The organism is Limnohabitans sp. (assembly GCF_044361645.1).
Taxonomy (GTDB): Bacteria; Pseudomonadota; Gammaproteobacteria; order Burkholderiales; family Burkholderiaceae_C; genus Limnohabitans_A.
The window spans coordinates 1-13,649 of the sequence record NZ_JBIKIL010000108.1 but is presented as its reverse complement, the minus strand read 5'-3'; the positions used below and the strand labels follow the sequence as shown (position 1 = coordinate 13,649).

The following is a 13,649-nucleotide window of genomic DNA, read 5'->3' as shown; positions in this document are numbered from 1 at the left end:
GCATCGTGCTCAGTGGCCCCTTCTGGAGCCGTGGCTGGCCCGAGTGGTGGAGCTGGTGGCTGAACATGCCGATTTGGTCTCAGTGGCCTGTTTGAGTCCGGCCGCAACACCAGCACTAACCTGAAGAATTGAGGAGTACAAAAAATGGCCGGCTATCAAAACCTGTTCACCACGGTGCAAGCCGTGGGTCCGGTGCACCAAGGGGTGCCGCTCGGACACGGCAACAGCCCACGCACCGGGCAACCCTGGCTCAGCTATTGGGTGGGCAAACTGGGCAATGCCCAAATCGGGCCGATCTATTTGGGTGGCTTGGGTCTGGCCTCATTGATCTGTGGCTTGATCGCGTTCAACCTGATCGGCATGAACATGTTGGCCTCGGTCAACTACGACCCGATCCAGTTTGTGCGTCAGTTGTTCTGGTTGTCGCTGGAGCCGCCAGCACCCAGTTATGGCCTGAGCATGCCACCGCTCAACCAAGGCGGTTGGTTCCTGATCGTGGGCCTGTTCCTCACCGCTTCCATTTTGCTCTGGTGGGCGCGCACCTACCGCCGCGCCATCGAGCTGGGCATGGGCCTGCACATCGCATGGGCATTTGCCGCCGCCATTTGGTTGTTTTTGGTGTTGGGTTTGTTCCGCCCCATCTTGATGGGTTCATGGGGTGAGGCCGTGCCTTATGGCATCTTCTCCCACCTCGACTGGACGGCCGCTTTCTCGCTGCGCTATGGCAACTTGTTCTACAACCCCTTCCACGCGCTGTCCATCGTGTTTCTGTATGGCTCAGCCTTGTTGTTTGCCATGCACGGTGCCACCATTTTGGCCGTGACCCGTTACGGCGGCGAGCGCGAGATCGAGCAGATCACCGACCGGGGCACGGCCTCTGAGCGTGCCGCCTTGTTCTGGCGCTGGACCATGGGCTTCAACGCCACCATGGAATCGATTCACCGTTGGGCCTGGTGGTTCGCGGTGCTGTGCCCCATCACCGGCGGCATTGGCATCTTGCTCACCGGCACGGTGGTGGACAACTGGTACCTCTGGGCCATCAAGCATGGCGTGGCACCGCCGTACCCCGAAATTTTCCCAGGGATGGTTGACCCTGCACTGAGCGCTGGAGGCAAGCCATGAACATGAACACCTCTTACAAATCAAACTGGACGCACCGCATGCTCAAAGCCCTGGGTCTCGTGTTGACCGGTCTGGTGTTGGCAGCTTGTGAACGCCCGGTCCCGGAAAGCGTGCAAAGCGGTTACCGGGGCACGGGCATGGCGCAGATCTACAACACCCGTTTGTTGGAAGCCAAAACCGAACTCAACCAACCCCCGGCGGTCTTGCCGGCAGCCGACGCCGATGGCCCCAAGGCCTCGGAGGTTTACCAAAATGTCCAAATTTTGGGCAATTTGAGTGTGGGCGAGTTCAACCGTCTGATGGTTTCCATGACCAATTGGGTGGCACCCAACGAAGGCTGCGCTTATTGCCATGCCTTGCCCAACTTTGCCGATGACAGCAAATACACCAAGGTGGTGGCTCGCCGTATGACGGAGATGACACAGCACATCAACGCCGACTGGCAGCCCCACGTGGCCCAAACCGGTGTGACGTGTTACACCTGCCACCGGGGCGAGCCTGTGCCCAACGCCATCTGGTTCAAGCCCGACCAGCAGCCCTATGGTTCCAACTTCATGGGCGACAAGGCAGGCCAAAACGAACCCTCGCCAGTGGTCAACCTGTCTTCTTTGCCCAGCGACGTTTTCTCGCCCTTTTTGCTCGGCAGTGAAAACATCCGCTTGAACGGCCCCACCGCGCTGCCCTCAGGCAACCGCCAGTCGATCAAGCAAGCCGAGTGGACCTATGGGCTGATGACGCACATGTCGACCGCCTTGGGCGTGAACTGCACTTATTGCCACAACACACAGTCGTTCCAAGATTGGCAAAACAGCCCGCCCCAGCGCACCACGGCCTGGCACGGCATCCGCATGGCACGTGACCTGAACCTGAACTACATGGTGCCCTTGACCGACGTGTTCCCTACGGAGCGCAAAGGGGTCTTGGGTGACGTGGCCAAGCTCAATTGCGCCACTTGCCACCAAGGGGCCTACAAGCCGCTCAATGGCGCAGCCATGGCCAAGGACTTCCCTGAGTTGCTCAAAAAGCCCGCTGCGGCAGACGCCAAAGTGGCGACAGCGACAGTGCCAGACGCAGGCGCAGCAGCGACGGCAAGCAAGTAGTTGCACAGCGCGACCCAGCTCCCCCCCACCGGAACGCGTCATGACCACCCCAAGCCCCTTGCATGACCCGCTGTCTGGCGTGGTGGTGGTGTTGCTGGCTGACTTTTTGCGCCAACACCAGGGTTGGAGTTGGTTGCGTTTGGTGGCTGGGTCCACAAGTTACAAAGACGTGCCGGGCCTGACCATGGTGAAGGTCATGGGCAGTGGGCACGGCGGTGGTTTCAGCCTGCGCCCCAGTGCCACGCACCAGGGCTTGGTCTGCACCTTCAGCCACTTGGATTTGGCGCTTCAGTTTTTAGACGGTCCGGCCGTGCAGGCTTACCGCAGCCGAGCACGCGAGTGTTGGATGGGGGTGATGTCGGTCCAGTCGGCCAAGGGCCATTGGGACAAGCAGGCCTGGCAAGCGAGCAGCCCGCAAGCCTTGGGCGAGTGGGCCGAGTCGGTGCCGCAAGACGCGCCCAGTGCCACCGATCCTGCGCTCGGCGCGCCGCCCGTCAGCCAGCACCCGAATCGGACGCCGGGCCTGCCCTTTGCCGTGCTCACCCGGGCCAGCATTGTGCCCACCAAGGCCATGGCATTTTGGCGTTATGCCCCTGCAGCGCAAGCGGACCTGCTGCAAGCCCCCGGCTGCTTGTTGGCCATGGGCTTGGGCGAGGCTCCTTTGGTGCGTCAATGCACCTTCAGCCTGTGGCAAGACACGGCATCCATGCTGCAATACGCCCGCCATGGCGCGCACCAAGTGGCCACGGCCGCAGCTTACAAGCACCAGTTTTTTTCAGAATCCTTGTTCGTGCGCATGCAAGTCCTGCAAATGGCCGGGGTCTGGCAAGGGCGCAGTTTTGCCGCCGACACAGTGGCCGTGCAGCCCAACATGGCTGCTGGCAGGCCACAGGGCTTGGCCCTGGTGCCGGACTCGCGCAACTTAGAGGCCAGCCATGTCTGAGCCACAAGTCGTCATCGTGGGCGCAGGCATCGGCGGCTTGTGCAGTGCGGTGTTGCTGGCGCACCAAGGTCTGGATGTCACGGTGGTCGAGACCTCGGGCGCACCGGGTGGCAAAGTGCACAGCCGCGAAGTCAATGGCGTGCACATCGACAGCGGGCCCACCGTGTTCACCATGCGCTGGGTGTTCGATGCGCTGCTGCAAGCCGTGGGCACCAGCCTTGAAAGTGAACTGCGCATCACCCCTTTGAAGGTCTTGGCGCGGCATTTTTGGCCCGACGGCAGCCAACTCGATTTGTCGGCCAACGCCCAAGAAAGCGAGACGGCCATTGCCGCTTGGTCAAGTGGTGACGAAGCTCGGCGCTTTCGCGATTTTTGCAAGACCACGCGCCAGTTGTACGCCACGCTGGAGGGCCCGATGATCCGCGCCCAGCGCCCCAGCATGAGCGGTTTCATGGGTGACTTGGGCTTGCGCGGCTTGGGCGTGTTGGCCCAACTTGGCCCCATGCGCAGCCTGTGGCAGCAGTTGGGCCACCAATTTTCCGATCCGCGTTTGCGCCAGTTGTTTGCGCGCTATGCCACGTACTGCGGCTCCTCGCCTTGGCAGTCACCCGCCACCCTGATGCTCATTGCGCAAGTGGAGATGGACGGGGTCTGGACCGTCGAAGACGGTATGGTGGGCCTGGCCAATGCGCTGGCCCGTGTGGCCAGGCGGCATGGCGCGGTGTTTCGTTACCGCAGCACCTGCCAGCGCATCGAGCAGCGTCAGGGCCGGGTCTCGGGGGTGCATTTGCAGTCGGGGGAGTTTTTGCCCGCTGACCGGGTCATCTTCAACGGTGACGCTGCCGCTTTGCGCACAGGCCTGCTGGGCGCTGAGGCACGCAGCGCCGTGCCCACCAGCGCGCCACCGCGCTCGCTGTCGGCTTTGACTTGGTCTTTGCACACACCCACCCACACCGGCGGTGATGGCATTGCGCTGGACCGGCACAACGTCTTTTTTCAAAACACCTATGCCAGCGAGTTCGAGGACATCTTCGAACACCAGCGGCTGCCCCAAAGCCCCACGGTTTACGTGTGTGCCCAAGACCGCCCCGCCCAGCTGTTAGCCGGCCAGGCCGAGCGCATTTTTTGTTTGGTCAACGCCCCTGCCTGTGGTGATGGCAACGCGATCACCGAGGAGGCCATTGAACAATGTCAAGAACGCAGCTTTCAGCACCTGTCCCAGTTGGGGCTCAGTCTGCAACCCACATCGGCGAACAGCCTGCGCACATCCCCGCAGGACTTTCACCAGCGTTTTCCGGCCAGCGGGGGAGCGCTGTACGGGCAGGCGACCCACGGTTGGACCAGCATCTTCAGCCGACCTGGCTCCACCACAGCCCTGCCGGGCCTGTATCTGGCGGGGGGCAGTGTGCACCCGGGGCCAGGGGTGCCGATGGCAGCTTTGTCAGGGCAGCGGGCGGCCGAGGCGCTGATGGCGGGCCTCGGTTCGACCAAGACGTCCCGGATGGGGGCTACCTTTGGTGGTATGTCGACGCCATGAGTGATGACGGCCAACACGGCATCACCTTGATTGCTTTTGTGGGCAGCGTGTTCTCGCCTTACTACGCTTGGGCGCGTGGGCGCGGCCGCAACCACCCAGACAACCACTGCGCCCTGAACGTGGCCATTTACAGCAAAGGCCAAGGCCGTTGGGCCATGACCGAGCGCGGTCAGCGCCACTGTGCACGCAGTGCGCGCCAGTTCACCATTGGCCCGAGCCAACTGAGCTGGAACGGCGACTGCCTGACGATAGACATCGACGAAGTTTGTGTGCCACTGCCGCGCCGCGTTCGGGGCCGCATCAAGCTCTGGCCGCAGCAACTGTTTGCTTACTCCACACCCTTGGATGCGGCAGGCCACCACCGTTGGGGGCCGCTGGCACCGTCCTCGCGCATCGAGGTGGACTTGAGCGCGCCCGACTTGAAATGGCAAGGCCACGCCTATCTGGATTCGAACGAAGGCGACGAGCCGGTCGAGCAGGGTTTTCACACCTGGGACTGGTCACGCGCCCGCACCCGCGATGGCAGCACCGTGGTGTTTTATGACATGCAAGCGCCGGGCACGCCAGACCGGGTGCTGTCGCTGCGCTTCACACCAAAGGGCGATGTGGAGCCCTTGGCCACACCGCCAGTGCAGCCCCTGTCCAAGACCGGTTGGCGCATCGCGCGCCGCATGCGCAGCGAAAAAGCCGTGCGGGTGCACGAACAACTCGAAGACACGCCGTTTTACCAGCGTGCCTTGCTGCAATTTGAACATGCAGGTGAGCCCTTGCTCGCCTTCCACGAAACCCTGTCGGTGCCGCGCTTGGTGGCACCGGTGGTTCAAGCCATGCTGCCTTGGCGCATGCCCCGGCGGGCTTGACATGATTGGCTTGAACACCTCCTCAACTGGGCCGCAGTGGCCCCGTGTGGCCCGGTTTCAGGCGCCCCCATTCTTGGCCATGGTGGCCACGGATAGCCCTCGTGCGGGCCCTGCACGTCTTCTGCAAGGAGAAAACCATGTCTAATTCAGACAAAGTCTGGCCAACGGGACTGACCCAGGCCGAATCGGAGGAGATTCACCGCAATCTCATCCAGGGTACGCAGATCTTCGGCATGATTGCCGCATTTGCGCACCTGCTGGCCTACATTTATTCCCCCTGGCTCAAGTAAAGGAGGCACCCCATGATCTACTCCAAAATGTGGTTGGTGGTGAAGCCTTCGGTCGGTATTCCCGTGTTCATTGCGGCCGTGGCGATTGCCTCGTTCAGCGTGCACCTGGCCCTGACCTTGAACACCACTTGGGTGAAGAACTTCCTCAACGGCAGCGCGAAAGTGGCTGTCATGGCCCCGGTGGATGCCGCGGTGAAGACCTGACGGGTGGGCCCCGCCGAAAGGCCAGGCGCGCAAGCGCCTGGCCCTTTCTTTAGACATATGAACACCACCAAAAAACGCAGCAACTGGGGCTTGGCTTTGGCCAGTTGGGGTCCCCGGTTTTTTCCCTTTGCCGACGCCGCCAGCGATGACTTGCCGCTGTCGCGTTTGCTGCGCTTGTCGCTGTTTCAAATTTCGGTGGGCATGGCCATGGTCATGCTGGTGGGCACCCTCAACCGCGTGATGATCGTGGAGCTCAAAGTCTCTGCCACGCTGGTGTCCTTCATGGTGGCGCTGCCCCTGCTGATTGCGCCTTTGCGTGCCCTGATCGGTTTTCGCTCTGACAACCACCGCTCACAGCTGGGTTGGCGGCGCGTGCCCTACATCTGGATGGGCAGCTTGCTGCAGTTTGGCGGCTTTTCCATCATGCCTTTTGCCTTGTTGGTGCTGGCCGGTGCTGGACAGTCCAGCCAAGCCCCGGCGTGGATCGGCCAAGTGGGCGCTGCTGGCGCATTTTTGTTGGTCGGTCTGGGCATGCACACCGTGCAAACCGCAGGCTTGGCATTGGCCACCGATTTGGCCCCGCCCGAGCGCCAACCCCAAGTCGTGGGCTTGATGTATGTCATGCAATTGCTGGGCATGATCGGGAGTGCTTTGGTGCTGGGTTATTTGTTGCATGACTACAGCCCGGGGCAACTGATTCGGGTGGTGCAAGCGGTGGCGGTGATGACCTTGGTGTTGAACGTGATTGCCCTGTGGAAGCAAGAGCCGCGCAGCCGTCTGCGCAAACCCGGCACGCCCATTGAGCACAGCTTTGCACAAGCGTGGCAACTTTTTTGCCAAGGCCCGCACACCCTGCGCCGCTTGTTAGCCGTGGGCTTGGGCACCATGGCGTTCACCATGGAAGACGTGTTGCTCGAGCCCTATGGCGGTGAGATTTTGCACATGAGCGTGTCGAGCACCACCTTGCTCTCGGCCACTTTGGCCCTGGGCGGTTTGTTTGGGTTTGCCTGGGCCTCACGCGTGTTGGGGCGCGGCGCAGACGCCTACCGCATGTCGACCTGGGGCGGCTGGATCGGCTTGCCCGCATTTGTGGCCATCATTGCAGCAGCGCCTTTGGCCTCGCCCCTTGTGTTCATGTTCGGCGTTTTTTTGGTGGGCTTGGGCGGCGGTTTGTTTGCCCATGGCACCCTCACGGCCACCATGCAGTTGGCCCCACCAGGCCAAATTGGTTTGGCCATGGGGGCTTGGGGTGCGGTACAAGCCACCGCTGCGGGTGTGGGCATGGCCGTTGGCGGTTTGGTGCGCGATGCGGTGGCGCTGGTCAGCAGCCCGGTCATGGCTTACTCGGCCGTGTACGCGATTGAAATTGTTTTGCTCGGTCTGACCCTGTGGGCCATGCTGCCATTGATGCGGCCCAAGGCCCAGAACCCGGTCAAGCCTGTACACCAAGCCAGCAAGTCTGCATAATCCCGCATTTGAAATTTCACACACCCATCCACCATCAAGGAGCTGCCATGGAAATCAAACACATTCTCATCATCATGTTCGTGGTCTTTGCCCTGTTCGGGGTGGCCAACTGGTTGAACCGGCCCAAACCCCCCACCAAGTGAACGGCCAAGGCGTGGCCAGACGGCAGGCTTGGGCCTGTTGACACCCTAAGCCCATCGCCCACAAAAAAAGCCACCCGAGGGTGGCTTTTTTGTGGGCAGCTGAAACCAATCAGTTGCGTGTGTCGCGGTAACCGCTGCCGTAACCGGTGCTGGGCTCTTTGGGCTTGGAGATGTTGACCACGATCGAGCGGCCGCTGACCGACATGCCGTTCAGGCCTGAGATGGCTGCTTGGGCTTCTTCGGCGCTGGACATTTCGACAAAGGCGAAACCTTTGGAGCGACCGGTGTCGCGGTCCATCATGACTTTGGCCGACAGCACGCCGCCAAAGTCAGAAAAGTTTTGACGCAGACTGGCGTCGTCTATGGTGTAGGGCAAGTTGCCCACGTAAATTTTGCTGCTCATGTGAGAGCCTTTCAGAGAGTTGGCGTGGCAGCTTTGCAAGCAAAGCCGACATGCAGGGAAAAGCGGCTTCTTGGCCAATGCCAAGAGGCCGCAGGGAAACACGCAGTGGCCATCGGCCTTAGCGCATTTGTTCTGGGCTGTGGCTGTTGTGCAAGCAGTTGCGCGTGGTGTCGAGGACGCGGCGCGCAGCGAGTTGGGTGAATGCACAAGCCGAGCGGTGCTGAGCAGGCGTCAGGTCCATGCCCTGCAGCTCAGGACGAGCCTGACGCAAAGCCGTGGCGGCTGAAGGGCGGCCAAGGCCGTTGCAAAAAGGGTGTGTCGAGGGTAGAGCTACCGGTGAGCCGGTGCGGGTGGTGATCGGAGAAATCAAAGTCAATGGAGTCGCAAACCATCCAGGGGCTTGCGCAGAGCGGTGAGAAAAATCGCATGGCCTGCAGCTCAACAGGACACGGTGTTCGAAGTCAATCGAGACCCGTGCAGACGGCAGCTGGGCTGGTCTGCGCTTTGTCGGACGTTCAAGTCCAGCAAGCCCTTATTATATTTCCGCTGGAAATCAAAGTCAATTTTTTTATTTCCATGGGTTTGAAGAGAGCGTGCCGGATGTTGGCTGTGCAGTGCGCCACGGCAGCTGCAACCGAAAAAAGACGTTCAAGACGTTCAAGTTGACAAATAAGACTGTCAATTTTGCATGACAGTGATACCATGATGCCGATGCGGGCGTTTTTTGCAAACCCTGGCTTGCTCGGGCCGACTGGCCAAACGATGGGCGCCCAAAAGGGCTTGGCAAGCCTGCCAAAAAAACGCATCGTTTGCCGGGGCTGGACTGCCTCGACCGTCTATTTTTTCAAACGCAGGTGAAAAGCATGAACAAATTCAAGATGTCCCAAATCCGCGACAAATCCGCTCTTTATTACGCCGTGGGCATTGGGGTGTTTTCGGTTTTGTTTTTTGTGGTGCTGGTGATTGCCGAATTGGTCAGCCGCAACAGTTGAGCTTTTTTTGTGCGGGCTGCGAAGCGGATCTGCAGCACAGGGCTTGGGTTTGTTGCCCCGCTCGCCTGTCCCAGTGCGTGGTTTGATCACCGTTGTGCATGCGGCATGCTGGCGGCTTGCTGTGCACGCGCCATTGCAAAAGCTTGTTGGTCGTGCGCACGTGAAAGCCCGACCGCCGTTGGCGTGCTGCGGGTGGGCCAAGCGGGGCCAGATCAGCGCTTGGTGCTTTAAGCCGTTGGCATCCGAATCGGCTGTCCGCCTTCCAGCAAATTCATCACCTGCTGCATGACTTGCGGGCCAGAGGCCGAGTAGGGGTCAAAGTCGGGGTGCTGCATTTTCACCATGGGGTCGTCCACCGACAGGTGGATCAGCGCCATGGACCATTGGCCAAAGCGCCGTTCGTTGATTTCTTCGTAGTGCAGCAGGTCCACGTCTTGGTGGCGCGCGTCGGCGCTGATGCGGCGGTACAGCGCGTTGACACGGCTGCGCTCGCCCTCAATCACCTGAAAGAAAAAGCCTTGGCCTTGGCACAGCACCCCGGTGATGCCTTGGGCTTGGTTGTGCGCTTGCGCTTGCGCCAAGATGCTGGTGGTCATGGTGGTGGTTTGCGGCCCCACCGCACGGCTCACGTAGAGCAGGCGCACGTTGATGCTGTGGCTGTGCACCCTCATGGGGCGGTCCGAGTGGTTTGAAATGTCAGGTCGTTCATGGGGCTTGGAGGGGGCTTGGGGCTTCAGGGCGTTTGTTGCAAGTTGTTCCGGCCCAAGCGTTCGGCCTCGCGCCGCTCCAGCAGGTTGAGCATCCAAGCCACCCTTTGGGGCATGGCGCGGTTGGGAAAGTAGCTGGTCTTGTCGCTGTGCTGCACGGCATCGCGGCAGCCTTGCACCAGGCCGACAATCGCCGTCAAGGGCTCGGGGGTGTGCTCTGACAGCCGAATCCAGTGAACTTGCGTCCATGCGCTGGCCAGCAGCATGAGTTTGCGTGTGGTGCTGACCACCGTGCGTTTGTTCACCGAATCCAAGCCATCGCGGCGCAGTTGGTGGCCAATTTCGGCGTAAATCATGCTGGCGGCGCAAATGGCCGCGCGGCAATCGGGCGGCAAAGCGGCAATGCCCGATTGGGCTTGTTTGTACAGGCGGTCGGCCTCGTCCAGCAAACGCTCTAGCACCAGCGACAGGGCGGGCGTGAAGCAGGGCTCGGCCAACCAGGCTTGGGGGTTGATGCCCGCCTCGAGCAACCATCGGCGGGGCAAATACAGGCGACCCATGCGGGCGTCGTGCCCGACGTCGCGGGCGATGTTGGTCAGCTGCATGGCCACGCCCAACTCGCAGGCGCGCGCCAGCGTGTCCATGCTTTGCGGTCCCATGATCCAGCTCATCATGGCCCCCACACTGCCGGCCACTCTGGCCCCATAGGCGTGCAGGTCTTCGATGCTGTCGTAGGTGCGGCCCGCAGCGTCCCAAGCAAAGCCTTCGATCAGGGCGTCGAGCAGATGGCGCGGCAGTTTGTATTGCTGCACCAAGAGGCTCAAGGCATGGTCTTCGACGTGGTCGTGCGGGGTGCTCGCGTAAATGGCGTCCAAGCGTTCTTGCAGCACAGCCAGTGGGGTGTCGCCGGGTGCGGCTTCATCGACCAAGTCGTCGGCCACCCGGCAAAAGGCATAGAGCGCGATCGCGGCGGTGCGCACACGTGGGGGCAGCAAACGGCTGGCGGCAAAAAAAGTTTTGGAGCCGCCTTGCATCATGGCCACGCAGGCTTGCAGGTCGTGCGAGTCGAAGTCGAGCTCTTGCAGCACCACAGGTGGCGTGGGCGGGGCCGCAGCTGGCGTGGCCACAGCGCTCAAGTGGCTGGGCTGCTTGGTCAAGCGCTCAGGCATGGACATGGGGCACCACCGTTTCCAAGGCCTTGGCCGACATCAGCACGCCCGGTACACCTGCACCGGGGTGGGTGCTGGCCCCGACCACAAACAGGCCCGGCACGTCTTCGCTGCGGTTGTGCGGGCGAAACCAGGCGCTTTGCAGCAGCAAAGGCTCCAGGCCAAAGCCCGCGCCTTTGTAAGACCACAAGTTGTCGTGAAAGTCTTGTGGCGTGCTGACCTTGCTGGTCACGATGCAGTCGCGCAGGCCGGGCAGCACGCTGGCCTCCAAGCTTTCGGCAATGGCTGCGCGGTAGGTCTCGGCAAAGGCGGGCCAATCGGTGCCGCTGTCCAGGTGCGGCACGGGCGAGAGCACATAAAAAGTGTCGCAGCCCTCTGGGGCCATGGACGGGTCGGTGGCCGTGGGGCGGTGCAAGTACAGGCTGAAGTCCTCGGCCAGTTTGTGCTTTTGGAAGATGTCTTGCAGCAGGCCTTTGTAGCGCGGGCCCAGCACCATCATGTGGTGCGGCACGTCTTTGTACTGTTTGGAGGTGCCGAAGTACCAGACAAACAGGCCCATGGAGTATTTGCCTTGGGCGATTTTGCGGTCGGTCCAGACCCGGCGGTGCTCAGGCGCCACCAGGTTTTTGTAGGTCCAAGCGGTGTCGCCGTTGCTCACCACGATGTCGGCGGGCACGAACTCGCCGCTTTGCAGTTCCACACCACAGGCGCGACCGTTTTCAATGCGGATTTGCGTCACGGGGGCGTTGCAGCGCAGCGGCACACCGCGCGCTTGCAGCAGGCCCACCAGGCCTTTCACAATCGCGCCGGTGCCGCCCATGGCCGAATGCACGCCCCAGGTGCGCTCCAGCGCGTTGATGAGGGCGTAAGCACAGGTCACGGCAAAGGGGTTGCCGCCGATCAAGAGCGGGTGAAAGCTCATGACAATGCGCAGTTTGTCGTTGCGCATGTGTTTGGCCACCAGGCTGTACAGGCTGCGCCAAGCGCCCATGCGCAAGAAGTCGGGAATGGCAGCTGCCAAGTCGCTGAGCTTGTCAAAAGCCATGTCGCCCATGCCCTCAAAACCCAGGGTTTTGCAGCGCTCGGCTTCTTCCAAAAAGCGTTCGTAACCGGGCAGGTCATCGGGCTCAAAGCGGGCCACTTCGGCGCGCATGTGCTCGGCGTCGCCGTTGTAGTCAAACCAGCTGCCGTCGGCAAAGCGCACGCGGTAAAACGGGTCCATGGCCACCAGCTTCACATCGTCGGCAAAGCTTTTGCCGCATAGTGCCCACAGCTCTTCAAGCAAAAACGGTGCGGTGATGATGGTCGGGCCTGCATCGAAGGTGAAGCCGTCTTGGTGGTGCACATAGGCGCGGCCCCCAGGGGCGTCGAGCTTTTCAAAAACCTTGACCTCGTAGCCTCTGACGCTCAGACGTATCGCTGCCGCCAGACCGCCAAAGCCGCTGCCAATGACCACCGCCACCGGGCGTTGGTGTGTGCGGCTGAGCTCACCGGTACTGGGGCGTGGCGGGAGACTGGGTGTGTCAAAGCCATCGGCGCGCAGGGCGGGGGTGAGGGTCAAGCTGTTCATGGGGGCCTTCAAGGGGGGGTGGTCAAAGCCGGTTTGTTGGTCTGGCCCATGGCCCAACCCCACAGCCGCTCCAATGGCCAAGGAAAAATCATGATGAGGTGTTCAACGATGGCCAGCCCCAGCAGCGTGGCCAGCATGACCCAGCCGGTGGTGATGGCCACCGCGCCTTGTTGCGCCAGCCACACCAGCCAAAACCAGGTGCCCATGGCCACGCTCATGGACAGCACAAACCACAGCGACATGCCGTTGGTGGTGCGGAAATAACTGGCCAAGTAGGCCAAGTGCGCAGGCAGGTATTGCGCGCCGTTTTGCGGCACGCCAAAAAACAAATTCAGTTTGGCCGACAGGCGCATGCACCACAGCAGGGCAAAGGTGCAAATGGCCACATGGCTGGCCTGGCCCTCTTGCATCCACCACAAAATGGCAAAGTTAACGAGCAGGGCGAGCTCGTGGTACAGCATGACCTGCACCGACTGCACAAAGCGCGGCCACCCTGTCAGGCCTGCGTCCAGCGCGGTTTTGCGCGGCCCGGTGATCCAGCCGGTCAAAAAGGCCAACTCGTGCCAGCCCCACATCAGGATCACGCTGCCAAAGGCGAGGTAGGCGTTGAACACGCTGACCTCTTGCATGCTGTGGGCCACGCCCCAAAAACTCAAAGCCAAAAGCACCGTCCAAGCGCCCAGGCTGAAACGGAAGCTGCGCGCAGGCAGCCGGTCGAGCCACAAAATCACGCCCGTGCCGAGCCACCAGCACAGGGCCGTGAAAACGCAAGCCCAAACGACTTCAGTCACCATGCCGGTTCCATGCGCACTTGGGGCGACAGGTCTTGCTCAATCACCGGCATGAAGTACAGGCGCGCAAAGGTGGCCGCCGCTTTCACCGCGCACACGCCTTGCTGCAGCTTGCCCACCACACCGCCACGGGCTTTGGCTTTTTCCATGGCTTGCGACAGCGCAAACAAGCGCTCCAGGCCCCGGCGAAACGCCGGGTTGTCGGTGTCCAGCGCCAATGGAAACACCTGCTGCGTGATGGCGGTGGTGATGCGGAAGACTTCGTAGTCGTATTCGCTCGAATCCAGGCCCATGGCCTCGTGCAGCATGGGGCGGGTGTGGTCGCGCACGTACATGGTGGCGTAGACGGCC

At 61.5% G+C, this 13,649-nt stretch carries 15 protein-coding genes and 1 pseudogene; 9 read left to right on the top strand and 7 right to left on the bottom strand.

Features of this window, described 5'->3' with window-relative positions; translation table 11 throughout:
* Window positions 1-144: 144 nt before the first annotated feature.
* The 8 genes from pufM (at window position 145) to ACIQ39_RS15095 (ending at window position 7,523) form a co-directional block, all read left to right on the top strand.
* Complete coding sequence (pufM, locus tag ACIQ39_RS15130) at window positions 145-1,122, top strand: photosynthetic reaction center subunit M (RefSeq protein WP_396435434.1); 978 nt, start codon at window positions 145-147, stop codon at window positions 1,120-1,122.
* The gene (pufC, locus tag ACIQ39_RS15125) at window positions 1,119-2,222 is read left to right on the top strand and encodes a photosynthetic reaction center cytochrome PufC (protein ID WP_396435433.1); all 1,104 of its coding nucleotides are present in this window, start codon (window positions 1,119-1,121) and stop codon (window positions 2,220-2,222) included. The genes pufM and pufC overlap by 4 nt, the downstream gene beginning before the upstream one ends.
* A 40-nt stretch (window positions 2,223-2,262) precedes the next feature.
* A complete protein-coding gene (locus ACIQ39_RS15120; RefSeq protein ID WP_396435432.1) occupies window positions 2,263-3,165 on the top strand; it encodes a hypothetical protein in 903 nt (300 codons plus the stop codon).
* Window positions 3,158-4,702, top strand: a complete 1,545-nt coding sequence (gene crtD, locus ACIQ39_RS15115) for a 1-hydroxycarotenoid 3,4-desaturase CrtD (protein ID WP_396435431.1) — start codon at window positions 3,158-3,160, stop codon at window positions 4,700-4,702. Before ACIQ39_RS15120 ends, crtD begins: the two co-directional genes overlap by 8 nt.
* A complete protein-coding gene (locus ACIQ39_RS15110; protein ID WP_396435430.1) occupies window positions 4,699-5,562 on the top strand; it encodes a carotenoid 1,2-hydratase in 864 nt (287 codons plus the stop codon). The genes crtD and ACIQ39_RS15110 overlap by 4 nt, the downstream gene beginning before the upstream one ends.
* 137 nt (window positions 5,563-5,699) lie before the next feature.
* Entirely contained in the window at window positions 5,700-5,852 is a 153-nt protein-coding gene (gene pufB / locus ACIQ39_RS15105) for a light-harvesting antenna LH1, beta subunit (protein ID WP_026039355.1), read from the top strand.
* Window positions 5,853-5,864: 12 nt separating this feature from the next.
* The gene (locus ACIQ39_RS15100) at window positions 5,865-6,056 is read left to right on the top strand and encodes a light-harvesting protein (protein WP_396435429.1); all 192 of its coding nucleotides are present in this window, start codon (window positions 5,865-5,867) and stop codon (window positions 6,054-6,056) included.
* A gap of 57 nt (window positions 6,057-6,113) precedes the next feature.
* A complete protein-coding gene (locus ACIQ39_RS15095) occupies window positions 6,114-7,523 on the top strand; it encodes a PucC family protein (RefSeq protein ID WP_396435428.1) in 1,410 nt (469 codons plus the stop codon).
* A gap of 252 nt (window positions 7,524-7,775) precedes the next feature.
* Here the strand turns inward: ACIQ39_RS15095 and ACIQ39_RS15090 are convergent, their stop codons facing one another.
* Together ACIQ39_RS15090 and ACIQ39_RS15085 are read right to left on the bottom strand one after the other, a co-directional pair.
* Window positions 7,776-8,069 (bottom strand): RNA recognition motif domain-containing protein, encoded by a 294-nt coding sequence (locus ACIQ39_RS15090; protein WP_396435427.1) that lies wholly within the window; start codon window positions 8,067-8,069, stop codon window positions 7,776-7,778.
* A gap of 118 nt (window positions 8,070-8,187) precedes the next feature.
* On the bottom strand, window positions 8,188-8,445 hold the full coding sequence (locus tag ACIQ39_RS15085; protein ID WP_396435426.1) for a hypothetical protein: 258 nt from the start codon (window positions 8,443-8,445) through the stop codon (window positions 8,188-8,190).
* A gap of 487 nt (window positions 8,446-8,932) precedes the next feature.
* Between ACIQ39_RS15085 and ACIQ39_RS15080 the strand changes: the two genes are divergently transcribed.
* Window positions 8,933-9,061 (top strand): hypothetical protein, encoded by a 129-nt coding sequence (locus ACIQ39_RS15080; protein ID WP_396435425.1) that lies wholly within the window; start codon window positions 8,933-8,935, stop codon window positions 9,059-9,061.
* A 227-nt stretch (window positions 9,062-9,288) separates the two neighbouring features.
* Here the strand turns inward: ACIQ39_RS15080 and ACIQ39_RS15075 are convergent, their stop codons facing one another.
* From ACIQ39_RS15075 to ACIQ39_RS15055, 5 genes and pseudogenes are all read right to left on the bottom strand, one after another.
* On the bottom strand, window positions 9,289-9,732 hold the full coding sequence (locus tag ACIQ39_RS15075) for a BLUF domain-containing protein (protein ID WP_396435424.1): 444 nt from the start codon (window positions 9,730-9,732) through the stop codon (window positions 9,289-9,291).
* A 62-nt stretch (window positions 9,733-9,794) separates the two neighbouring features.
* Window positions 9,795-10,943 carry a phytoene/squalene synthase family protein gene (locus tag ACIQ39_RS15070; protein ID WP_396435423.1) on the bottom strand — a complete coding sequence of 383 codons (1,149 nt, stop codon included), beginning with the start codon at window positions 10,941-10,943 and terminating at the stop codon, window positions 9,795-9,797.
* Window positions 10,930-12,507: a phytoene desaturase gene (locus ACIQ39_RS15065; RefSeq protein WP_396435422.1), complete on the bottom strand. Its 1,578-nt coding sequence runs from the start codon at window positions 12,505-12,507 to the stop codon at window positions 10,930-10,932. Before ACIQ39_RS15065 ends, ACIQ39_RS15070 begins: the two co-directional genes overlap by 14 nt.
* An 8-nt stretch (window positions 12,508-12,515) precedes the next feature.
* A complete protein-coding gene (puhE, locus tag ACIQ39_RS15060; protein WP_396435421.1) occupies window positions 12,516-13,301 on the bottom strand; it encodes a putative photosynthetic complex assembly protein PuhE in 786 nt (261 codons plus the stop codon).
* Window positions 13,295-13,649 (bottom strand): annotated as a pseudogene (locus tag ACIQ39_RS15055) (magnesium-protoporphyrin IX monomethyl ester (oxidative) cyclase); the annotation flags it as partial. The gene puhE and the pseudogene ACIQ39_RS15055, both read right to left, overlap by 7 nt.